Genomic DNA, 21,970 nt, shown 5'->3' on the forward strand with positions numbered 1-21,970 from the left:
CCAGCAGATACGGAGCACACCATGGCTCGCACCACGCCTATCGAGCTTTACCGCAACATCGGCATCGTCGCCCACGTCGACGCCGGCAAGACCACGACCACCGAGCGCATCCTTTTCTACACCGGTGTGAACCACAAGATGGGCGAGGTTCACGACGGCGCGGCGACCATGGACTGGATGGTGCAGGAGCAGGAGCGCGGCATCACCATCACCTCGGCGGCCACCACGGCGTTCTGGCAGGGCTCCTCCAAGCAGTACCCCAACAAGTACCGCTTCAACATCATCGACACCCCCGGCCACGTGGACTTCACCATCGAGGTGGAGCGCTCCCTGCGCGTGCTCGACGGCGCGGTGGTGGTGTTCAGCGGCGCCGATGGCGTCGAGCCGCAGTCCGAGACGGTCTGGCGCCAGGCCAACAAGTACCACGTGCCGCGCCTGGCCTACGTCAACAAGATGGACCGCCAGGGCGCCGACTTCCTCCGTGTGGTGGCGCAGATCAAGCAGCGCCTGGGGCATACCCCGGTGCCGATCCAGCTGGCCATCGGCTCGGAAGAAACCTTCGCCGGGCAGATCGACCTGGTGAAGATGAAGGCCATCGTCTGGAACGACGCCGACCAGGGCACCAGCTACACCGAGGAACCTATCCCGGCCGAACTGCAGGCGCTGGCGGACGAGTGGCGCGCGCACATGGTCGAGGCCGCGGCCGAAGCCAACGACGAGCTGATGAACAAGTACCTCGAAGGCCAGGAACTGACCATCGAGGAGATCAAGGCCGGCCTGCGCCAGCGCACCCTGGCCAACCAGATCGTCCCGGCGGTGCTGGGCTCCTCGTTCAAGAACAAGGGTGTGCCGCTGGTGCTCGATGCAGTGATCGACTACCTGCCGGCGCCCACGGAAATCCCCGCGATCAACGGCACCGACCCGGACGACGAAGAGAAGCACCTGGAACGCCACGCCGACGACAGCGAGCCGTTCTCCGCGCTCGCCTTCAAGATCGCCACTGACCCCTTCGTCGGCACCCTGACCTTCGCCCGCGTCTATTCCGGCGTACTGAGCAGCGGCGACGCCGTGCTCAACTCGGTGAAGATCAAGAAGGAGCGCGTCGGCCGCATGGTGCAGATGCACGCCAACCAGCGCGAAGAGATCAAGGAAGTGCGCGCCGGCGACATCGCCGCGCTGATCGGCATGAAGGACGTCACCACTGGCGACACCCTGTGCTCCATCGACAAGCCGATCATCCTCGAGCGCATGGACTTCCCCGATCCGGTGATCTCCGTGGCTGTGGAACCCAAGACCAAGGCCGACCAGGAGAAGATGGGCATCGCCCTGTCCAAGCTGGCCCAGGAAGACCCCTCGTTCCGCGTGAAAACCGATGAGGAAACCGGGCAGACCATCATCTCCGGCATGGGCGAGTTGCACCTGGACATCATCGTCGACCGCATGCGCCGCGAGTTCAACGTCGAGGCCAACATCGGCAAGCCGCAGGTGGCGTACCGCGAGGCGATCCGCAAGAAGTGCGAGATCGAAGGCAAGTTCGTCCGCCAGTCCGGCGGCCGTGGCCAGTTCGGCCACTGCTGGATTCGCTTCGAGCCGGGCGACGAGGGCAAGGACGGGCTGGAGTTCGTCAACGAGGTGGTCGGCGGTGTGATCCCGCGCGAGTTCATCCCGGCGATCCAGAAGGGCATCGAGGAACAGATGCAGAACGGCGTGCTCGCCGGCTACCCGCTGATCGGCCTCAAAGCCTCGGTGTTCGACGGCTCCTACCACGACGTCGACTCCAGCGAGATGGCGTTCAAGATCGCCGCTTCCATGGCTACCAAGCAGCTCTCGCAGAAGGGCGGCGCGGTGCTGCTGGAGCCGGTGATGAAGGTCGAGGTGGTGACGCCCGAGGACTACATGGGCGACGTGATGGGCGACCTCAACCGCCGTCGCGGGCTGATCCAGGGCATGGAGGATACGCCGGCAGGCAAGGTCATCCGCGCCGAGGTGCCGCTGGGCGAGATGTTCGGTTACGCCACGGACGTGCGCTCGATGTCCCAGGGGCGGGCGAGCTACTCGATGGAGTTCACCAAGTACGCCGAGGCGCCGGTGAACATTGCCGAGGCGATCATCAAGAAGTCCCAGGGGTAAAGGTGGCCTGAGTGGACGACGGCGCCTTCGGGCGCCGTTTTTCGTAGGAGCGAGCTTGCTCGCGAACAGCTCTTGGTTCTTGGCTTATCTGTTTGAAGTCTTCCAGTGAAACAACCGCACGCGCCGAAGTGCCCCTTTCAGGAGGCCGAAGGTGATCGGAGTTTCAGGGGCCCGCGTTGACGGGCCATCCCTGGCCCGACAACGCGGGCCCCTGAAACTCCGAGGAACCGAGGGTACTTTTCGCGGAGCGAAAAGCCGGATGTCAGGGGCGAGACCTTTGCCTACTTTGCGTCGCTTGGCAAAGTAGGTCGCCCGAGGGGGCGAAATAAGAAGCCCGGGCGTATGCCAAAGCGGCGCTGGAACGCCCAGGCCGAAGCAGAAAATCTGCGGCGCCGGAGCAAAGGGTAGACGCCGGCCCTGCCGACGGATCGCTGGCATGGCCCGCTCCTACAAGGGGTGCGCTGGGGTGTCCCTCACTCCGCCAACGGCAACTCGAAGCAGAACATCGCGCCGCACGGCTCGACGTTCTCCGCCCAGATGTCCCCGCGATGCCGCGAGACGATGCTCTGGCACAACGCAAGACCAATGCCGTTGCCGCTCACCTTCGAAGTGAAGAACCCATCGAACAAGCGCTCCTTGGCCCCGGCATCGATGCCCCGGCCCTGGTCGAGGACCGACAGCCGCGCAGAGGTCCCTTCGCGAGAAGTGCGGATACGCAGCAGGCGGAGTTCCTCGGGAAGGTTGAGCATCTCCTCGATGGCGTTGAAAGCGAGGTTGAGGATCACCTGACCGACCAGCACCTTCTCGCAGCTCACCCACAGCGGCTCGGCGCAGCGCTCCAGCTCCACGCGAACGTTGCTCGGCTGGGCCTTGAGGCTGATGAAGTAGAGGGTCTCGCCGAGCAGTTCGTTGAGGTCGATGCGCTGTTCGGCCTGCTCCAGCTTCACCACGTATTCGCGCACGCTCTTGATGATCAGCGAGGCGTGCTCGATCTGCCGCACCGCGCTGTCCAGGCCCCAAGCGGCGGAGGCTTCGGTCTTCTGTTCGCGGTCCAGGCGGATCAGCGCGCCCTCGATGAAGTTGCGCGTGGCCGCCAGCGGTTGGCTGAGCTCGTGGGCGATCGCCAGGGCCATTTCGCCCATGGCGTTATAGCGCGCCAGGTACTCCAGCTTCTGGTCGCTCTGGCGTTGCGCCTGGGCTGCGCGCACCTGGTCGGTGACGTCGCGGAACAGCAGCAGGTGGCCGACCAGGTCGTCCTCGATCTCGATGTAGCGGCAGGTCGCATGGTGCCAACGCCATTCGCCGTCCAGGCGCTGCAGCTGGTAACTGACCGAGTAGGGCTCGCGGCTCGGCGGCTGCATGGCGAGGTGGTGCTCCAGGCGTGGGCGCGTGGTGGTGTCGCAGCGGCCGAGGAAGTTGTGCGCCAGCCAGTCGTCCTGGCCGCCGCCCAGCAGCGGCAGGGCGGACTCGCTCAAGAAACGCAGGTTGCCGTCCGCGTCCAGTACCGCCACGCCTTCTGCAAGGTCCTGCATGAAGGCCTTCAGGCGGCTCTCGAAGCGCTGCAGGTCGCGCTCGACCTGCTTCTCCTTCGAGATATCGCGGAACTGCACCATCAGCACGTCGCGCTCCTGCAGGTGCACGCGGGTGGCGACGGCTTCGGAAAGAATCTCCACGCCCTGCTTGGAGCGGTAGCACCACTCGATGGTGCGCTGGCCGGTGCGCGCGGCGCCTTCCAGCCAGCGCAGGCCGACCGAGCGGCGGTACTGCGGGGCCTTGGCAGTCATGTCCGGGGCTTTCAGCGGTACCAGTTCTTCGAGGGTGAAACCGAGCACGGCCAGCGCTGCGTTGTTCGCCCAGAGGATCTCCTTGGTCTGCGCGTCGTGGAGGATCACGCACAGCGGCATGGCCTGGAGCAGGGCGAGGAAGTCGTCGGGCTTGGGCTGGAACATCATGCGGGACTCTTTGGGCAGTGCTGTCTTTATACCGCGCAGCGTAACGCGAAGGGACTGCGGAGTAACTCGGCACCGACTAGGGGATTCCTTTAGGCATGGGGCTGCACGCCCCAATAGTTGGGCGGGCAGGGCGGTTCATACACTGGCCCCAACGACGACCGCCCCGCATCGAACGGGCCGGCCCTACAAGAACAACCGGAGATGACGCCATGTTGCGTGCCGCCCTCGCCGAACCGCTCGATGCGGACGGCCGTGCCCTCGAATTCCAGCGCGTGCTCGACGAAGTCCGCCAACGCCGCGACGAGTTCGACAGCCGCTCCCACGTTCCCCGCGACATGATCGAACGCTTCCGCGACGTGGGCATCTACCGCGCCGCGACCCCGCGCTGCTTCGGCGGCGACGCGCTGCCGCCGGCGCAGTTCCTGCGCCTGGTCGAACGCATCGCCGAAGCCGACGGCTCCGCCGGCTGGGTGGCCAGCTTCGGCAGCGCCAGCACCTACCTCACCGCGCTGCCGCGCCACACCCTCGCCGAGCTCTATGCCGACGGCCCGGACCTGGTGTTCGCCGGCGGCCTGTTCCCGATCCAGCCGGCCACGCAGGTGGAAGGCGGCTGGCGCGTCAGCGGCACCTGGAAATTCGCCAGCGGCTGCAAGGGCGCCGACGTGCTCGGCGTCGGCATCGGTATCGGTGGCCCGGGGGGCAAGCCGCGCACCGCGCTGCTGCGCGCCAGGGACGTGGAGATCGTCGAGAACTGGAACGTGGTCGGCCTCAAGGGCACCGGCAGCCACGACCTGAAGCTGGACAACGCCTTCGTTGCGGACGACTGGACCTTCATCCGCGGCGGCGAATCGAATATCGACGAACCGCTGTACCGCTACCCGACCATCGCCTACGCCGCCCAGGTACTGGCCGTGGTCAACCTCGGCCTGGCCCGCGCGGCGCTGGACGAGATCACCCGCATGGCGTCTTCCAGCGGAGTGACCGGCGCGCCGAAGCTGGGTGATCGGGCCTACGTACGCATCGAGATCGGCAAGGCCGAAGCCGAATTGCAGGCCGCGCGCGGATTCTTCTATGACGCTACCGAGACGGTCTGGGAGTCCATCCTCGCCGGCAACGCCGTGACGCCCGAGCAGGTCAGCCAGCTGCGCCTGGCCGCCGTGCATGTATCCCGTGCCGGTGCCGATGTGGTGCGCCGCGCCTACAGCCTGGCCGGCACCACGGCGATCTACCTCAACCACCCGCTGCAGCGCTACCTGCGCGACGCCATGGTGGTGACCCAGCACGCTTTCCTGAGCGATGGCATGTACGACGGCGCCGGCGCGGTGCTGCTCGATGTGCCGCCGTTCCCCGGATACATCTGATTCGAACCCATAAGAACAAGGATCACGACATGACCCGTCCCACCACCGAACCCTTGCGCGTACTGTTCTGCATCGGCATCGCCCAGCCGTTCTTCGACCTGCCCACCGGGGAAGGCATCACCGTGTGGAAAGGCTTCTCGCAGATGATGGGCGACCTCGGCGCGCTGCCGGGCATGAACGTGCTCGGCGTACTGGATGACGACCGCCTGATGGTCGGCCCGTCCACCACCTCGCCCTGGACCGTCTACATCATGGCCGACGTGGACTGCCACCAGACCGTGATCGACGCCTGCAACCTGTTCCGCACCACCCCGGTGGGCGAGTACAGCCTGTGGAAGTACGCCAAGGTCGAGGCGCGCATCGGCCGCCCGCTGACCATTCCCGAAGCCGCGCGGACCTGAGTCATGAGCAGCCTGAGCATGGCCGAGCTGAACCGCCGCCTGGAGGTTCTCGAAGGGGAAAGCCAGGTGCGCCGGCTGATGGCGCGCTACATGGACCTCTGCGACGTACCGCACGCGCCGGTGACGATGAGCGAGCTGGCTGAGCTGTTCAGCGAGGACGCGGTGTGGGAGGGCATCGGCACTTCCACTGCACAGACCTTCGGCCATCACCAGGGCCGCGAGGCGATTGCCGTGTTCGTCTTCGGCTACCTGCCGCCGTCGCCGCACTTCACGCTGAACCTGCACTTCCTCACCAGCGAGTCGATCCGAGTTGACGGTCGCACCGCTCGTGGGCAATGGATCATGCAGCAGCTTTCGACCTACGCCGAGGGCCACACCGAGCTGTTCGGCACGCGCCTGGACATCGATTTTCGCGAGATCGACGGGCGCTGGCAGATCAGTCACTTCCGCACCCAGCGCCTGTCGCAGCGCCTGCTGGGCAGCGCAGAGGAGACCCGTCAATGAGCATCTTCGTCAGCGAGTTCCTCCTCGGCAACGGCGGCAAGCGCGTTGCGGTCAAGGACAGCATCGACATCGCCGGCTACCCGACCCGTTGCGGCACCCGCGCCTTGGCCGATGCCGCGCCAGCCGAGCGCAACGCCTTCGTCGTCGACGCCGTGCTCAACGCCGGCTGGCAGATCGTCGGCAAGACCAACCTTCACGAACTGGCCTTCGGCGTCACCGGCATCAACGACTGGACCGGTACCCCGATCAACCCGATGGCGCCCGACCGCGTGCCGGGCGGCTCGTCCAGCGGTTCCGCGTCTGCCGTGGCGGCCGGGCTGGCGGATATCGCCCTGGGCACTGATACCGGCGGTTCGGTCCGCGTACCGGCGGCCTGCTGTGGCATCGCCGGGCTGAAGCCGACCTTCGGCCGGGTCAGCCGCGACGGCGTGCATCCGGCACAGAGCAGCCTGGACTGCGTCGGTCCGTTCGCCGCCAACATGGCCGACCTGATCGCCGCCATGCAGGTCATCTGCCCCGGCTTCGGTGCGGTGCGGATGCCGGGCGAGGGTGCCCGCGTGGCCTTCCTCGAAGTGCCATCGGCGCCGCACATCCAGGCTTGCCTGGGTGCCGCCGCCGACCGCGCCGGATGGCGCCGCAGCCACCTGTTCCTCGGCGAGTTCGAGGCGGCCTTCCAGGCCGGGCTGGTGGTGATCAACTACGAGAACTGGGCCGCTTATGCGGCGCTGACCGGCAAGGGACTGATCGGCGCCGACGTCGAGCAGCGCCTGCTGCTGGCCAGTCGCACCACCGACGCCGAGCGCGCCGAGGCGGAGAAAGTGCGCGACGGTTTCACCCGCGCTATCGACGCTGCGCTGGAGGACTTCGAAGTCCTGCTGTTGCCGACCATGCCCGACCTGCCGCCGCTGCTCAGCGATGCGCGCAACGGCAAGTCCGTGGCCGGCATGACGCCCCTGGTACGGCCTTTCAACCTGAGCGGACACCCGGCGCTGACGGTGCCGGTGGACCTGGATTGCGGCGGGCTGAAAGTCGGCCTGCAGATCGTCGGCCGCAAGGGCGACGACGAACGCGTGTGCGCCTTTGGCGCGCAACTCGAACACAGCCTGGCTGCCACGCGGCCTGTGCAAAAACATAAGAAATCGGCATGAGGAGATGGGCATGAGCGCTCACGAGTACCGGCTGATCGCCCGGTCGCGCAGCGTCGAAGAGCTGGTCGGAGACGACCGCGTCGATGTTTCGCTGTACAACGACCCGCAGCTGTTCGAAGCGGAGATGGACAAGATCTTCTACCGCACCTGGGTGTGGGTCGCCCACGAAAGCGAAGTGCGCAACGCCGGCGACTTCAAGACCACCAGCGTTGGTCGCCGCCCGGTGATCGTGGTGCGCGACAAGAAGGGCACTATCAACGTCCTGGAAAACCGCTGCCGCCACCGTGGCGCCACCGTATGCGAGAAGCACAAGGGCAACGCCACCGGCTTCACCTGCCCGTACCACAGCTGGTCCTATGCACTGGATGGCAAGCTGCGTGCGCTGCCATACCCGGACGGCTACGAGGACATCCTCGACAAGTCCGAGCTGCCGCTGACCAGCCTGCGCGTCGAGAGCTACGCCGGCATGGTGTTCGCCACCTACAACGAGGAGATCGAACCGCTGGAGGACTTCCTCGGCGGGGCGAAGCACTGGATGGACCTGTTCATGAAGCAGGGCGCCGGCTACCCGATCAAGACCCAGGGCGAACACAAGTTCACCTTCCGCGGCAATTGGAAGATCCAGCTGGAAAACACCACCGACGGCTACCACTTCCCCATCGTGCACAAGTCGTTCATGTCCTCGGTGGATGAAGAGACCGAGGAAATGCTCTCGTTCATGAGCGACGAGCAGGCGGTCACCCACGCTCTGGGCAACGGCCACAGCGTGATGGTGATGGTTCCCGAGCACGTCGACCTCGACCACGACGACGGCACCGAGCAGCTCCAGGAGCGCTTCGCCCACGTTACCGAGGAACTGTCGAAAACCATGGAGCCTGCACAGGTGCGCCGCATCGTCCGTTCGCTGCACGGCGCCGGCTTCAACCTCAACCTGTTCCCCAACGTGGCCATGTCCATGTCGTTTTTCCGCGTGCTGCGGCCGATCTCCGTCACCGAGACCGAGATTCGTCACGTCGCGCTGGGCATGGACGGCGGCCCGGAAATCGCCAACCGCGAGCGCATGCGCATCCACGAGCACTTCCAGGGCCCGTTCGGCTTCGGCAGCCCGGATGACGCCGAGGCCTGGGACCGCGTGCAGCGTGGCTCCTATGCCGGCGTCGACGCACCGATCCTGGTTAACCGCGGCCTGAACCGCGAAGTGGTCGCGCCGAACGGTGACAAGGTCTCCCACGCCACCGACGAAGGCGGCATGCGCGAGGCGTACCAGATGTGGAAAAGGATGATGAGCCAATGAGCAACGACACCCTGAACGGCTTCTCCGGCCCGCTGGCCAAGGCCATCGAATTCGTCTGGCGCGAAGCCGAGCTGCTCGACCGCAAGGACTACGCGCAATGGTCGCAGCTGTGGAGCGAGGACGGCGTCTACGTGGTGCCGATCGACGGCGAGGACGATGACTTTGCCTCGCGCCTGAACTACGTGTTCGACGACGCGCGCATGCGTGCCCTGCGTATTGAACGCCTCACCGGCGGCCACTCGCCGTCGGCGGTGGACGCGGCCAAGACCGTGCGCACCGTCTCGCGCTTCACCCTGGTGGAAGCGGCGGGCGATCTCGTCGAGGTGAACTCGGCGCAGGTGCTCTACGCCTACAAGCGCGGCGTTGCAACGCCATTCATTGCCGACCTGAACCACCGCATCCGCTTCGTCGACGGGCAAGCCCGCCTGGAGCGCAAGGTGATCCGCCTGATCAACGCCGAAGACGCGCTCAACGCGCTCGGCTTCCTGCTCTGAGGGCCGCGCCATGCAACGAGTAGCCCTGGTAACCGGCGCCGCACGCGGGCTGGGCGAGGTCATCGCGCGCCGCCTTCACGCGGCCGGCCTGCGCGTTGCGCTGGCCGACCTGAACGAAGAAGCGGTGCAGCGTCTGGCTGACGAGCTCGACCCCGAGGGCCGCACCGCCCTCGGCATTCGTCTCGACGCGCGGGAGAAAGCCGATTTCGAGCGCTCCCGTGACCTGCTTTCCGAGCGCTGGGGTGGCACCGACATCCTGGTGAACAACGCCGGGATGTCCAAGGTGGCCGCGCTCATGGACATCAGCCCGGAGGACTTCGATGCCTCCATGGCGGTGAACCTGCGCGGCACCTTCGTCGCCTGCCAGGTTTTCGGTACGCACTTCGCGGCGCGCGGTTTCGGCCGCATCGTCAACATCGCCTCGCTGGCCGGGCAGAACGGCGGCACCGCCACCGGCGGCCACTATGCGGCGGCCAAGGGCGGCGTGGCGACGCTGACCAAGGTGTTCGCCCGCGAACTCTCGGGGCAGGGCGTGACCGTCAACGCCATCTCGCCGGGGCCGCTGGACCTGCCAGTGGTCTACGAGAGCGTGGCGCCCGAGCGCCTGGAACAGATCCTCAAAACCATCCCCGCCGGCCGCCTGGGCGACCCGACCTTCATCGCCGACAGCGTGCTGCTGCTCTGCGCGGAGAACGCCGGATCGGTGACGGGCGCCTGCTGGGATATCAATGGTGGGTTGTTCATGCGTTGAGGCTTTGGGCTGAGTGATCGGCGGATAACGCTGCGCGTTATCCGCCCTGTGCTCGGTCCTGGCTTGGGTGGTGGGCCTCAAGACTCCCTCACCCTAACCCTCTCCCGAAGGGAGAGGGGACCGTCCGGAGCAGGATGAAGCCGCATCGTCAGCCGGCACATTCTGCTCCCTCTCCCTCGGGGAGAGGGCTGGGGTGAGGGCAGTGCCCTTGCTCCGAAACCAATCAATCGGAGAGATGAAATCTCTCCAGAGCAACATCGACAACCCGTCCGCTCGTGAAAAAGAGGCCGGAAAGGGGCCACAGAGCCCGCACTCAACGCCTTGCAGGTAACGCCATGATGAAAGTCAGAATCGAAAGGATCGTCGAGGAAGCACAGGACATCCGTTCCTTGCGCCTCGTACGTTGTGATGGCCAGCCGTTCGACGCCTACGAGCCGGGCGCCCACGTCGACGTCACCGGCCCCACCGGGGTAACGCGCCAGTATTCGCTGTGCAGCCCGCCGGACGACCGCACGGCCTACCTGGTGGCGATCAAGAAGGAAGGCGCCTCCCGTGGCGGCTCCAGCGCGCTGCACGAAGTGCGCGAAGGCATGGAGCTGGACATCGGCGCGCCGCGCAACCTGTTCCGCCTGGCGCCGGAAGCGCGCGAGCACGTGCTGTTCGCCGCCGGCATCGGCGTCACGCCGCTGCTGAGCATGGCCTATCGGCTGAACGCCAAGGGCGAGGCCTATCGCCTGCATTACTTCGCCCGTTCCGCCGAGCACGCGGCCTTCGCCGAGCTGCTGGCCAGCGAGGCTTTCGCCGGCAAGGTGGAGCTGCACTACGGCGTCGAACCCGCCGACCTCGACCATGTACTGGGCGCGTGCCTGGAGCGCGCGGCGCCACAGGCTCACGTCTATACCTGCGGCCCGGCGCCGTTCATGAACAAGGTGGTGGAGATCGCCGCGCGCAGCCGCCCGGAAGACGCCATTCACCTGGAGCACTTCCAGGCTGACCCGGCCGCCAACGCGGCGCCGGCCGGCTCCTTCGAAGTGGAACTGGCCAGCTCCGGTGTGGTGCTTCACGTGCCGGCGGATTCGACACTGGTGGACGTGCTCCAGGCCCATGGCTGCGACATCGACACCGAGTGCCGCGAAGGCATCTGCGGCACCTGCATCGTCGACGTGCTGGAAGGCGAGCCGGAGCACCGCGACAACTGCCTGTCGAACAAGGAAAAGGCCGCCAACAAGCAGATCTGCGCCTGCGTTTCGCGCGCCAGGTCGGCGCGGTTGGTGCTGGATCTTTAAACCGCAGCGTTCTTCGATGATGGGTGGAGCGCAGTCGTCCGCCCATGCGCTCCCAGATATCTCCGTTGCGGGCCCGCTCCAGCAGGGATGGTTCGAGCGCTCCTGCGCAACCCGCTATTTCCGTGCCTTCGAAGGCCGGTATTGCTACCAAGGAACTAGGAAATTCGGCACTGCGTTCAATTGTTGGTCCAGCCCACCAAACCAAGAATCTGCGACAGACCGGGAAATTTTCCCGGGTACAACAACAATCGCAGAGGCGCACCGCCATGAGACAGCTTCAACCTTCCGCCCGCACCGTGCTGTTCACCGCTATCAGCCTGGCCTCCCTGGGCGCCCAAGCCGGGGTAACCGACCAGGACATCAGCGATTCCGCCAAGCGCACCGACCAGATCGTGGTCAACGGGATCAACCAGCAGGGCCAGCGTTTCAGCCCGCTCAATACCCTGAACAGCGACAACGTGAAGGAGCTGCGGCCGGTCTGGGCGCTGTCCTTCGGTGGCGAGAAGCAGCGCGGCCAGCAGGCGCAACCGCTGATCAAGGACGGCGTGATGTACGTCACCGCTTCCTACTCGCGGGTGTTCGCCGCCGATGCACGCACCGGTCGCAAGCTGTGGCAGTACGACGCGCGCCTGCCCGATGGCATCATGCCCTGCTGCGACGTGATCAATCGTGGCGTGGCCCTGTACGGTGACCTGGTGATCTTCGGTACCCTCGACGCCAAGCTGGTCGCCCTGAACAAGGACACCGGCAAGGTGGTGTGGAAGAAGACCGTGGCGGACTACAAGGCCGGCTACTCCATCTCCGCCGCACCGCTGATCGCCAAGGGCAAGCTGATCACCGGCGTGGCCGGTGGTGAGTTCGGCGTGGTCGGCAAGATCGAGGCCTACAACCCCACCAACGGCGAGCTCCTGTGGAGCCGCCCGACGGTGGAAGGTCACATGGGTTACGTCTACAAGGACGGCAAGGCGGTGGAGAACGGCATCTCCGGCGGCGAAGCGGGCAAGAGCTGGCCGGGCGACCTCTGGAAGACCGGCGGCGCCGCGCCCTGGCTGGGCGGCTACTACGACCCGAGCACCGACTCGCTGTTCATCGGCACCGGCAACCCGTCGCCGTGGAACTCGCACTTGCGTCCGGGCGACAACCTGTTCTCCTCCTCGCGCCTGGCGCTGAACCCGGAAGACGGCTCGATCAAGTGGCACTTCCAGACCACCCCGCACGATGGCTGGGACTTCGACGGCGTGAACGAGCTGGTCTCCTTCGACTACCAGGACGGCGGCAAGACCGTGAAGGCCGCAGCCACCGCCGACCGCAACGGTTTCTTCTACGTGCTTGACCGCACCAACGGCAAGTTCATCCGTGGCTTCCCCTTCGTCGACAAGGTGACCTGGGCCAAGGGCCTGGATGAAAACGGCCGCCCGATCTACGACGATGCCCACCGTCCGGGAGCGCCGGGTGCCGACGCCAAGGGCACTTCGGTGTTTGTCGCGCCATCCTTCCTGGGCGGCAAGAACTGGATGCCCATGGCCTACAGCCAGGACACCGGGCTGTTCTACGTGCCGTCCAACGAATGGGGCATGGACATGTGGAACGAGAACATCGCCTATAAGAAGGGCGCGGCGTACCTCGGCGCCGGCTTCACCATCAAGCCGCTGAACGAGAAGTACATCGGCGTGCTGCGCGCCATCGATCCGAAGACCGGCAAGCAGGTCTGGCGCTACGAGAACTACGCGCCGCTGTGGGGTGGCGTGCTCGCGACCCACGGCAACCTGGTATTCACTGGCAACCCCGAAGGCTACCTGATGGCCTTCGATGCCAAGACCGGCAAGAAGCTCTACCAGTTCAACACCGGCTCGGGCGTGATCGCTTCGCCGATCACCTGGGAGATGGACGGCGAGCAGTATGTGACCGTCCTCTCCGGCTGGGGCGGCGCGGTGCCGCTGTGGGGTGGCGAGGTGGCCAAGCGCATCAAGGACCTGGACCAGGGCGGCATGATCTGGACCTTCAAGCTGCCCAAGGATCTGGTGGCGAAGAAGTGATGGTCGTTTGATCTAGGCAAAGGGCCGGCCATTATGCCGGCCCTTTGTTTTTGCGCGCTTGTCGGGGCTGTTCGCGGACATGGCCTACCGCTGGCTCTTACAGGCGGCGGATGAAGCGAAGGAGCGGACTTTGTGCGCGATGCTTTTGGTTGGGTGTTCTGCGTCGCTCCGGCGTGCGCGCGCATTTCTTTTTTCGCCCCCTCGGGCGACCTACTTTGGCAAACGCCCCAAAGTAGGCAAAGGTCTTGCCCCGGACATCCGGTTTTTCGCTTGGGGCGAAAAATACCCTCGTTGAAGCGAAGTTTCAGGGGCTCGCGCTGACGGACCATCCCTGGCCCGACAGCGCTCTCGCGACATCCATGTCGCTCAACCCCTGAAACTCCGCTTCAACGAGGCCTCCTGAACGGGGCATTCGGCGTGTGCGGATACTTCTCTGGAAGTCCTTAAAGTCCACAGCCACAGCCACAGCCACAGCCACAGCCACAGCCACAGCCAGAGCTGTGTTGTGGGATTTCCGTAGGAGCGGACCTTGTCCGCGAAATCCATCGCGGCGGACCTTACGCTGGCAGGCAACACCAGCTGCTCGCCGCCTCCTGTAGGAGCGAGCTTGCTCGCGAACCACCCAGCACCGTAGGGCGCATAACCTGCAAAGCTCGCCGCATCTACTACCAAATGAGTAACCCACCACTCCCATGGGTGCATTCCGGGCCGGGAAGGGCGTTGCCTAAGATCGCTCCATGACCTGGCCGATGGAGGCTGGGAACCGACAGGAGAGCATCCCCATGATCTACGCCGCACCCGGAACCCCAGGCGCCGTCGTCACCCTCAAGCCACGCTACGGCAACTACATCGGCGGCGAGTTCGTCGCGCCGGTGCTGGGCCAGTACTTCAGTAATACCTCGCCGGTGAACGGCGAAGTCATCGCCGAGTTCCCGCGCTCCACCGCCGAAGACATCGAGCGCGCCCTCGATGCCGCCCACGCCGTGGCCGCCAGCTGGGGCCGCACCTCGGTGCAGGACCGTGCGCTGATCCTGCTGAAGATCGCCGACCGCATCGAACAGAACCTGGAGCAACTCGCCGTCGCCGAAACCTGGGACAACGGCAAGGCCGTGCGTGAGACCTTGAACGCCGACGTGCCGCTGGCCGCCGACCACTTCCGTTACTACGCCGGCTGTATCCGCGCCCAGGAAGGCGGTGCTGCCGAGATCAACGAGAACACCGTCGCCTACCACATTCACGAACCGCTGGGCGTGGTCGGGCAGATCATCCCGTGGAACTTCCCGCTGCTGATGGCCGCGTGGAAACTCGCCCCGGCCCTGGCCGCCGGTAACTGCGTGGTGCTCAAGCCGGCGGAACAGACACCGCTGTCGATCATGCTGCTGGCCGAGATCATCGGCGACCTGCTGCCGCCGGGCGTTCTGAACATCGTCCAGGGCTTCGGCAAGGAAGCGGGCCAGGCGCTGGCCACCAGCAAGCGCATCGCCAAGATCGCCTTCACCGGCTCCACTCCGGTCGGCTCGCACATCCTCCACTGCGCGGCGGAGAACATCATCCCGTCCACCGTAGAGCTGGGCGGCAAGAGCCCGAACATCTTCTTCGAAGACATCATGCAGGCCGAGCCGGCCTTCATCGAGAAGGCCGCCGAGGGCCTGGTGCTGGCCTTCTTCAACCAGGGCGAAGTCTGCACCTGCCCGTCGCGAGCGCTGGTGCAGGAGTCGATCTTCGAGCCGTTCATGGTCGAGGTGATGAAGAAGATCAAGGCGATCAAGCGTGGCAATCCGCTGGACACCGATACGATGGTCGGCGCGCAGGCCTCGCAGCAGCAGTACGAGAAGATCCTTTCCTACCTCGACATTGCCCAGGGCGAGGGCGCCGAGTTGCTCACCGGCGGCTCCAGCGAGCGTCTGGAAGGCGACCTGGCGAGCGGTTACTACATCCAGCCGACGCTGCTCAAAGGGCACAACGGCATGCGTGTGTTCCAGGAGGAAATCTTCGGCCCGGTGGTGGGCGTCACCACCTTCAAGGATGAAGCGGAAGCCCTGGCGATTGCCAACGACACCGAGTTCGGCCTGGGCGCTGGCGTCTGGACCCGCGACATCAACCGCGCCTGGCGCATGGGCCGTGGCATCCAGTCCGGCCGCGTGTGGACCAACTGCTACCACCTGTACCCGGCCCATGCCGCGTTCGGCGGCTACAAGAAATCCGGTGTCGGCCGCGAAACCCACAAGATGATGCTCGACCACTACCAGCAGACCAAGAACCTGCTGGTGAGCTACGACATCAACCCGCTGGGCTTCTTCTAAAGCGTTGTTGCAAGCCGGCGGGCCTTCTCCCATCAGGTTCGCCGGCTCTCTTCTCTGGTGCACCGCCTGGCACTCCATCAGGCATCCCTTGTGTCGACGCGCCCGTTTGGGTGGCCGTCCGCTTCCGTGCCCACTTCCATGGGCGATGGCCTTCGTCGAACGCGGCTTCTGCCGCGTTTTCTTTTTCCGATACGCCGTTTTTCGCGAGCAAATGTAAGGGTTCTGCGCTCGGGCCATGCCCGCGAACGCCCGTGGCGCGTTCCTGCAGGAAAACAGTGCGATCCCGGTGGGTGCCGGCTTCCTTTCGCGAGCTAGCTCGCTCCTACAGGGTGTGGCAGAGCTGGCAATTCGTCTGGCAGGCAGCGACACTCGCGCGCCGTCGGCGCTTGCTAGCCTGCAGCGACAATCCCTCGTTCGGAATCCCCCATGCCTACGCTGATCGCGCGCCTGGCGCTCGGCTGCCTGCTGCCGGTCGCCATCCTGCTCGGCCTCGGCGCCATGCCGGGGCTCGGCTATGCCTGGGATTTCGCCAACGCCGCAGGGCTGCTCGGCGCCTGCCTGCTAGGGCTGCTGTTCGTTATCGGTGGCCGCCCGCAACCGCGCCCGCTGTACGAGGGCAAGTTCTTCCTGCGCCTGCACCGCGACCTGGGTTTTGCTGCCGTCGCATTGCTGCTGGTGCACATCGTCGTACTGCTGATCGATGAGCCGCTGCTGATCGAGGACCTGTTGCCATCAGCCCCCGGCTACATGCTGGCCGGGCTGGCGTCGGCGATGCTGATGCTGGTGCTGGCAGTTTCCAGCCTGAGCCGCGTCCGCCCCCGCTGGAGCAGCGGCGCCGCTTCGTTCCGCCGCTGGCATTACGGCGGCAGCCTGCTCGCCCTGGTGCTGATGGCCGTTCATGTGCTGGGCGCGGGCTACTACAGCGGCGGAGTCTGGAAGGGCGCCTTGCTGGTGGCGCTGATGCTGGCGGTGGCCATCTGGCCGTGCCTGCCCAAACCCGCCAACGGCATCAGCGGGCGCAAGCGCAACACGGCGCAGCGTGCTACCTGGTTCGCGCTGGCGGCCAGCGGCGCGATCATCGGCTTATCGGCGCTCTACAGCTTGCTGGCGAATCTGGAGCTGCCGCTGTGAGGCGTATCTGGATCGGGGTCTCCGTTGTCGCAATCGCCGTGCTGTCGGCAGGCACGTGGTACGCCCACGAGCACTGGCAACGCAGCCGGCCGCTGATGCCGCTGGCCTTCCCCCATGAACCGCACGCTTCGGTGAACTGCATCACCTGTCATCACGACTACAAGGACCAGTCGCCTTCGGTCTCTGGTAACCGCACCTGTATCCTCTGCCACAAGCAGAGCCCGGCGCTGGCCATGCGCATCGAGGCAGATTTCCACCAGCTCTGCCAGAGCTGCCACCTGCAGCGCTTGCAGGCGATCCACGCCAGTGGGCCGGTGCGTAGCTGCCAGGCCTGCCACCGCGATACAACCGGGAAGTCGTACCCGTAGGGGGCATAACGCCTGAGGCGTGATCCGCCATTGCGGCGGATAACCCGTTCCGGGTTATGCGCTCTACGATTGCTGTTGCGCAAAAGAAAGCCCGGCATTTAGCCGGGCTTTTTTCAGCTGCGATACAGCACCGGCCGCCGCAGGTGCACATAGCTGTACCCCTCACGCGCCAGGGCGATGCGCTGCGGGTCCAGTTCGGCCACCAGCAGTTCCTCGCCTTGCTTGGCCTTGGTCAGCACCTGGCCATCCGGGGCGACGATGCTGCTCAGGCCGCAATACTCGATCTCCCCCTCGCTGCCGACGTAGTTGGCGTAGGCAAGGAACACCTGGTTTTCGTACGCGCGGGTCGGCACCAGGACCTGGGCGACGAATTCGTAGGGGCGCATGTTCGCAGTGGGCACCAACACGACATCCGCGCCGGCCAAAGCGAGCGTGCGCACGGCCTCGGGGAATTCCACGTCGAAGCAGATCAGCAGGCCGACTTTCCAGCCCTCCAGCTCGAAGATCGCCGGCGGCTCGTCGGAAGCGCTGAACTGGCTGCGGTCGAGGTCGCCGTAGAGGTGGGTCTTGCGGTAGTTGGCGCGGCGTTCGCCCTGGCGGTCGATCAACTGCACGCTGTTGAAGACGGCGCCGTCGCCGTCACGTTCGGGATAGCCGTAGAGGATGCCGAGCTTGTGCTCGCGGGCGATCTCGGCGATGCGCTGGGCGGACGGGCCGTCGCAGCTTTCCGCCAGCTCCGCGACGCGCTGGGCGCCGATGTTGTAGCCGGACAGGTACATCTCCGGCAGCACCAGCAGGTCCGCACCGTTCTGCACCGCCTGTTGCGCGGCCTGCTCCAGGCGGCGCAGGTTGCCGGCGACGTCGTCGGGGCCGGGTGGGCACTGGTAGAGTGCGAGGTACATGGGGTTCTCCTTGGAAACGCGCGGGGCCGGGATCAGCCAGTTTGCACCCGATCCCGGCCCCGCGCGAGCCGCTGTTCAGTCAATGGCGCGGATCAGTCCGGCAGTGCCATCGGGCCCAGTTCGGCGAAGCGGTCGCCCGGGCCGGGGTTCTCCGGATGGGTGGCGCCGCCGAAGTGCTTCATGATGCCCCACACGGCGTTCAGCGAGGTCTGCACCGCGCCTTCCACCCAGGCCGGTGTCCAGGACACATCGTCGCCGGCGATGAAGATGCCGCGCTGCTCGGCGGGCATGTCGTCCTGCATGAAGTGCGCATACATGCGCTGGTTGTAACGGTAGTGGCCCGGCAGCGCGCCCTTGAAGGCGCCGAGGAAGTGGGGGTCGGCCTCCCAGGACACGGTGATCGGGTTGCCGATGATGTGCCCGGCGATGTCGACCTTCGGGTAGACCTTCTTCAGCGCGTCCAGCGCCAGCTGCACGCGCTTTTCCACCGGGTGTGGGAGCATCTTCATGGCGTCGCTCATCCAGGAATAGGACAGGCAGATCACCCCCGGCTTGTCGTCGCCGTTGTCGAACAGGTAGGTGCCGCGGGTGAGGCGGTCGGTGAGGGTCATGCTCATCACGTCGCGGCCGGTCTGCGGGTCCTTGTCCTTCCAGAACGGACGGTCGACCATCACGAAGGTCTTCGACGACTGCATGTAGCGGGTGCGGTCCAGGGCCATCCACATCTTCTGCGAGAACAGCGCTTCTTCGCACTCGATCTGGGTGGTCAGCAGCCAGGTCTGGCAGGTTGCCAGGACGGCGGCGTAGTGGCGGGTGTCGCCCCAGTAATCGGTGACGGCGAAGGTGCCGTCGGCGGCGCGGGCGATCTTCTTCACGCCCGGACGCGGCGCGCCGTTGTGCAGCGAGGCCAGCGAGGTGCCAGCCGGCCAGTGCGCGCATTGCTCCGGCACGTGGCTCCAGATGCCGCGCGGCACTTGCTCGACACCGCCTACCACCAGATGCTGGTGATCGTCGCAGTTGGTCATCACCACGCGGAAGATTTCCAGCATGGAGTTGGGGAAGTCCGAGTCCCAGCCGCCGGTGCCGAAACCGACCTGGCCGAAGATTTCGCGGTGGCGGTAGGACAGGCGCGAGAAGGCCTTGGAGGAGGCGACGAAGTCGTAGAAGGTGCGATCGTCCCACTTGGGCACCAGCTCGTCCCACAGGGCCTTGAGCTTGACCGTGTCGCGCTCGCGGATGGCGTCCTGGATCTCGGAGAAGCGCGCACCGTCTTCCAGCGCGTCGGCCCAGGCCTGGGCGACTTCGCGGAAGATTTCCGGCAGATCGGCCATCTTCTCGGCGTAGTGGCTGGTGCCTTCCAGGTCGACCACGGTGCTGCCCGAGGCCGGGGTCAGCGGGTTGGGGAAGGGTTTCGTTTCCAGGCCGAGCTTGTCGACGTAGTGATAGAAGGCGGTGCTCGACACCGGGAAGCGCATGCCGCCCAGCTCGGCGATGATGCCGTCGGCGCCTTCGAAGGTTTCCGAGCGCAGCCGGCCGCCCATTTTCGAGGCCTCGTAGACCACCGGCTTTAAGCCCATCTTCATCAGCTCGTAGGCCGCCACCAGGCCGGAGATGCCGGCGCCAACAATGGCCACTTCCTGGCCGTGCTTGTCGGCGGGGATGCTGCCCAGCCCGGCGGGATGCTCGATCCAGTCGTCGAAGGCGAAGGGGAAGTCCGGGCCGAAGATGGTCACCGGTTTCTTGCCGGGGGTGTGGGGGTGGCGGTTCTTGTGCATGGAAGGCTCCCTTCAATCTTGTTCGACTTATGCGGCTGGCCGGCTTGTATCACCAGCTTGGCAAGGCTTCTTGCGGCCCGCAGAGGCCAGTCGATGGATGGCGCGCGGGCAAAGAAATGGCGAGCTGTGAAGGCTCGCCGTGGCGTCCACTATTACAAAGGCCGTCGTTGAAATGAACCTGACAATCTGCAAGATTGGCGAGAGCTTTCAGGCAGATTGACCAATACGATGAGCAATATGACGAAAAAATCCGATGCGGCCTTGCTGAACCTGCTGCGCGCCAACGCCCGCGAGTCGATCTCCGAGCTGGCGCGCAAGCTCGGGGTGTCGCGCTCCACGGTGCAGAGCCGCATCGAAAGGCTGGAGCAGCAGGGCGTCATCACCGGCTATTCGATCAAGGTGTCGGACAGCTACGCGCAATCACTAGTGCGCGCCCACGTGCTGGTGACGGCGCTGCCCAAGCTGTCACACCAGGTGGTGCAGGCGCTGGAGAAGATTGCCGAGGTGAAGACGCTGCATTCGGTGAGCGGCAACTTCGACATGATCGTGATCGTCGAGGCGCTGTCGATCCGCGACCTGGACGCGGTGCTGGACCGCATCGGCGCGCTGGACGGGGTGGAGCGGACGATGTCGTCGATCATTCTGTCGACGCGTATCGATCGGTGAGGAGGCACTTTCTCAGAAATTGAGCTGTAGCTGAGATTCGCCGGAAAGTCAGCGTTCCCGATTGTTCGCGAGCAAGCTCGCTTCTACGAAGAGCGCTCCGAAGCTGGAGCTGGACCTGTAGGAGCGAGCTGGCTCGCGAACCGCCGGCAGTGCCGGCAGTGCATGACGGCTGGTATCAGCCCAGGTCTTCTTCCAGGGCCAGCAGCTCTTCCACGCGCTGGCGGCGGCGGATCAGCTTCGCCTCGGCGCCTTCGAGCAGCACCTCGGCAATCAGCGGCCGGCTGTTGTAGTTCGACGACATGGACGCGCCATACGCACCGGTGTCCTCGATCAGCAGCAGGTCGCCGACCTGGGCACGCGGCAGGGCGCGGGGGATGACCACGCCGCCATCGCCCTGGGTGAACACGTCACCGGACTCGCATAGCGGGCCGGCCACCACGGTATCGATCACCTCGCGGCTGGCCACGTCGCCGGCCAGCACGCGGATGCCGTGGTAGCTGCCGTACATGGACGGGCGCATCAGCTCGTTGAAGCCGGCGTCCACCAGCACGAAGTGGTTACGGCCGGCGTCCTTGGTGGCGCGTACTTCGCTGAGCAGGCAGCCGGACTGGGCGACCAGGTAGCGGCCCGGTTCGATCTCCAGGTGCAGCTTGTGACCGACTACGGCTTCGGCGGCCTTGCGCGCCTTGTCCCAAAGCTGGAAGTAGTGCGCGGTGTCCACTTCCGGATCGCCGGCGCGGTAGGGGATGGACAGGCCGCCGCCGGCGGAGATGCCGGACAGGTCGTGGCCGGCGTCCTTCACCTGCTGCACCAGGCCGAGCATGGCTTCGCCGACCTGGGCCAGGTGGCCGTAGTCGACGCCCGAGCCGATGTGCATGTGCAGGCCGACCAGACGCAGGCCGCGCTCGCGGATGACGTCCAGGGCGGCGCGCAGGTCGCTGTGCCAGATGCCGTGCTTGGAGTGTTCGCCGCCAGTGTTGGTCTTGTTGCTGTGGCCGTGACCGAAACCGGGGTTGATGCGCAGCCACACCGGATGGCCTGGGGCGACTTCGCCCAGTTGGCGAAGCATGTCGATGGAGCCGGCATTCACCGGGATGCCGTGCTCGACCACGGTTTCCAGGGTGGCACGGTCCAGCAGGTCGGCGGTGAAGACGATCTCGGATTCATCCTCGCGGCACGAGTAACCGGCGGCCAGGGCGCGCAGCAGTTCACCCTGGGAGACCGCGTCGACCTTCACGCCCTGTTCGCGCATCAGGCGCAGGATGTGCAGGTTGGAGCAGGCCTTCTGGGCGAAGCGGATGATGTCGAAGCTCTTCAGGCGCTCGATCTGGCCGCGGATGGAGGCTGCGTCGTAGATCCACAGCGGGGTGCCGAATTGCAGGGCAAGCTGTTCGGCGCGGGGCAAGGCGAGGAAAGTCATGAATGGGCTCCGAAGGTAGATGGCGCTAGTCTACCGGCCCTTTGGATG

18 protein-coding genes are annotated in these 21,970 nt (G+C 65.7%); 14 read left to right on the plus strand and 4 right to left on the minus strand.

The features are described 5' to 3' along the window. Positions 1-21: 21 nt before the first annotated feature. Positions 22-2,130 carry an elongation factor G gene (gene fusA / locus IB274_RS21965; RefSeq protein WP_192434741.1) on the plus strand — a complete coding sequence of 703 codons (2,109 nt, stop codon included), beginning with the start codon at positions 22-24 and terminating at the stop codon, positions 2,128-2,130. A 473-nt stretch (positions 2,131-2,603) separates the two neighbouring features. Here the strand turns inward: fusA and IB274_RS21970 are convergent, their stop codons facing one another. After that, positions 2,604-4,079 carry an ATP-binding protein gene (locus IB274_RS21970; protein ID WP_192434809.1) on the minus strand — a complete coding sequence of 492 codons (1,476 nt, stop codon included), beginning with the start codon at positions 4,077-4,079 and terminating at the stop codon, positions 2,604-2,606. Positions 4,080-4,291: 212 nt separating this feature from the next. Between IB274_RS21970 and IB274_RS21975 the strand changes: the two genes are divergently transcribed. The 12 genes from IB274_RS21975 to IB274_RS22030 all read left to right on the plus strand — a co-directional run bounded on the left by IB274_RS21975 (position 4,292) and on the right by IB274_RS22030 (position 17,159). Next, a complete protein-coding gene (locus tag IB274_RS21975) occupies positions 4,292-5,443 on the plus strand; it encodes an acyl-CoA dehydrogenase family protein (protein WP_192434743.1) in 1,152 nt (383 codons plus the stop codon). Between the two features lie 29 nt (positions 5,444-5,472). Continuing rightward, positions 5,473-5,844, plus strand: a complete 372-nt coding sequence (locus IB274_RS21980; RefSeq protein WP_045207771.1) for a hypothetical protein — start codon at positions 5,473-5,475, stop codon at positions 5,842-5,844. A 3-nt stretch (positions 5,845-5,847) separates the two neighbouring features. Then, positions 5,848-6,348 carry a nuclear transport factor 2 family protein gene (locus IB274_RS21985; RefSeq protein ID WP_401091875.1) on the plus strand — a complete coding sequence of 167 codons (501 nt, stop codon included), beginning with the start codon at positions 5,848-5,850 and terminating at the stop codon, positions 6,346-6,348. After that, positions 6,345-7,496 (plus strand): amidase, encoded by a 1,152-nt coding sequence (locus tag IB274_RS21990; RefSeq protein WP_192434745.1) that lies wholly within the window; start codon positions 6,345-6,347, stop codon positions 7,494-7,496. Before IB274_RS21985 ends, IB274_RS21990 begins: the two co-directional genes overlap by 4 nt. Before the next feature lie 10 nt (positions 7,497-7,506). Further along, on the plus strand, positions 7,507-8,790 hold the full coding sequence (locus tag IB274_RS21995) for an aromatic ring-hydroxylating oxygenase subunit alpha (protein WP_192434747.1): 1,284 nt from the start codon (positions 7,507-7,509) through the stop codon (positions 8,788-8,790). Then, on the plus strand, positions 8,787-9,284 hold the full coding sequence (locus IB274_RS22000) for an aromatic-ring-hydroxylating dioxygenase subunit beta (RefSeq protein ID WP_192434749.1): 498 nt from the start codon (positions 8,787-8,789) through the stop codon (positions 9,282-9,284). The genes IB274_RS21995 and IB274_RS22000 overlap by 4 nt, the downstream gene beginning before the upstream one ends. 10 nt (positions 9,285-9,294) lie before the next feature. After that, positions 9,295-10,035, plus strand: coding sequence for an SDR family NAD(P)-dependent oxidoreductase (locus tag IB274_RS22005; RefSeq protein ID WP_192434751.1), 741 nt, complete (start codon positions 9,295-9,297; stop codon positions 10,033-10,035). A 335-nt stretch (positions 10,036-10,370) separates the two neighbouring features. Continuing rightward, positions 10,371-11,321 carry a PDR/VanB family oxidoreductase gene (locus tag IB274_RS22010; RefSeq protein WP_192434753.1) on the plus strand — a complete coding sequence of 317 codons (951 nt, stop codon included), beginning with the start codon at positions 10,371-10,373 and terminating at the stop codon, positions 11,319-11,321. Positions 11,322-11,587: 266 nt separating this feature from the next. Further along, positions 11,588-13,357, plus strand: a complete 1,770-nt coding sequence (locus IB274_RS22015; RefSeq protein ID WP_192434755.1) for a methanol/ethanol family PQQ-dependent dehydrogenase — start codon at positions 11,588-11,590, stop codon at positions 13,355-13,357. 782 nt (positions 13,358-14,139) lie between these two features. After that, positions 14,140-15,660, plus strand: coding sequence for an aldehyde dehydrogenase family protein (locus tag IB274_RS22020; RefSeq protein WP_192434757.1), 1,521 nt, complete (start codon positions 14,140-14,142; stop codon positions 15,658-15,660). A 426-nt stretch (positions 15,661-16,086) separates the two neighbouring features. Beyond that, entirely contained in the window at positions 16,087-16,791 is a 705-nt protein-coding gene (locus tag IB274_RS22025; protein WP_192434759.1) for a ferric reductase-like transmembrane domain-containing protein, read from the plus strand. Further along, the gene (locus tag IB274_RS22030) at positions 16,788-17,159 is read left to right on the plus strand and encodes a cytochrome c3 family protein (protein WP_192434761.1); all 372 of its coding nucleotides are present in this window, start codon (positions 16,788-16,790) and stop codon (positions 17,157-17,159) included. The genes IB274_RS22025 and IB274_RS22030 overlap by 4 nt, the downstream gene beginning before the upstream one ends. A gap of 113 nt (positions 17,160-17,272) precedes the next feature. Here the strand turns inward: IB274_RS22030 and IB274_RS22035 are convergent, their stop codons facing one another. Together IB274_RS22035 and IB274_RS22040 are read right to left on the minus strand one after the other, a co-directional pair. Next, entirely contained in the window at positions 17,273-18,061 is a 789-nt protein-coding gene (locus IB274_RS22035; protein WP_192434763.1) for a carbon-nitrogen hydrolase family protein, read from the minus strand. 92 nt (positions 18,062-18,153) lie between these two features. After that, entirely contained in the window at positions 18,154-19,836 is a 1,683-nt protein-coding gene (locus IB274_RS22040; protein WP_192434765.1) for a flavin monoamine oxidase family protein, read from the minus strand. 237 nt (positions 19,837-20,073) lie between these two features. Between IB274_RS22040 and IB274_RS22045 the strand changes: the two genes are divergently transcribed. Beyond that, positions 20,074-20,502, plus strand: a complete 429-nt coding sequence (locus tag IB274_RS22045) for an Lrp/AsnC family transcriptional regulator (RefSeq protein ID WP_192434767.1) — start codon at positions 20,074-20,076, stop codon at positions 20,500-20,502. 175 nt (positions 20,503-20,677) lie between these two features. On the opposite strand, the gene lysA is transcribed toward IB274_RS22045, so the two are convergent. After that, positions 20,678-21,922, minus strand: coding sequence for a diaminopimelate decarboxylase (gene lysA / locus IB274_RS22050; protein ID WP_192434769.1), 1,245 nt, complete (start codon positions 21,920-21,922; stop codon positions 20,678-20,680). Between the last annotated feature and the right edge of the window lie 48 nt (positions 21,923-21,970).

It is taken from the genome of Pseudomonas sp. PDM18, from assembly GCF_014852585.1.
In the GTDB taxonomy this organism is placed as follows: Bacteria; Pseudomonadota; Gammaproteobacteria; order Pseudomonadales; family Pseudomonadaceae; genus Pseudomonas.

Coding starts and splice junctions, on each gene's coding strand:
- fusA (WP_192434741.1), top strand. CDS start 22: ATGGCTCGCACCACGCCTATCGAGCTTTACCGCAACATCGGCATCGTC.
- IB274_RS21970 (WP_192434809.1), bottom strand. CDS start 4,079: ATGTTCCAGCCCAAGCCCGACGACTTCCTCGCCCTGCTCCAGGCCATG.
- IB274_RS21975 (WP_192434743.1), top strand. CDS start 4,292: ATGTTGCGTGCCGCCCTCGCCGAACCGCTCGATGCGGACGGCCGTGCC.
- IB274_RS21980 (WP_045207771.1), top strand. CDS start 5,473: ATGACCCGTCCCACCACCGAACCCTTGCGCGTACTGTTCTGCATCGGC.
- IB274_RS21985 (WP_401091875.1), top strand. CDS start 5,848: ATGAGCAGCCTGAGCATGGCCGAGCTGAACCGCCGCCTGGAGGTTCTC.
- IB274_RS21990 (WP_192434745.1), top strand. CDS start 6,345: ATGAGCATCTTCGTCAGCGAGTTCCTCCTCGGCAACGGCGGCAAGCGC.
- IB274_RS21995 (WP_192434747.1), top strand. CDS start 7,507: ATGAGCGCTCACGAGTACCGGCTGATCGCCCGGTCGCGCAGCGTCGAA.
- IB274_RS22000 (WP_192434749.1), top strand. CDS start 8,787: ATGAGCAACGACACCCTGAACGGCTTCTCCGGCCCGCTGGCCAAGGCC.
- IB274_RS22005 (WP_192434751.1), top strand. CDS start 9,295: ATGCAACGAGTAGCCCTGGTAACCGGCGCCGCACGCGGGCTGGGCGAG.
- IB274_RS22010 (WP_192434753.1), top strand. CDS start 10,371: ATGATGAAAGTCAGAATCGAAAGGATCGTCGAGGAAGCACAGGACATC.
- IB274_RS22015 (WP_192434755.1), top strand. CDS start 11,588: ATGAGACAGCTTCAACCTTCCGCCCGCACCGTGCTGTTCACCGCTATC.
- IB274_RS22020 (WP_192434757.1), top strand. CDS start 14,140: ATGATCTACGCCGCACCCGGAACCCCAGGCGCCGTCGTCACCCTCAAG.
- IB274_RS22025 (WP_192434759.1), top strand. CDS start 16,087: ATGCCTACGCTGATCGCGCGCCTGGCGCTCGGCTGCCTGCTGCCGGTC.
- IB274_RS22035 (WP_192434763.1), bottom strand. CDS start 18,061: ATGTACCTCGCACTCTACCAGTGCCCACCCGGCCCCGACGACGTCGCC.
- IB274_RS22040 (WP_192434765.1), bottom strand. CDS start 19,836: ATGCACAAGAACCGCCACCCCCACACCCCCGGCAAGAAACCGGTGACC.
- IB274_RS22045 (WP_192434767.1), top strand. CDS start 20,074: ATGACGAAAAAATCCGATGCGGCCTTGCTGAACCTGCTGCGCGCCAAC.
- lysA (WP_192434769.1), bottom strand. CDS start 21,922: ATGACTTTCCTCGCCTTGCCCCGCGCCGAACAGCTTGCCCTGCAATTC.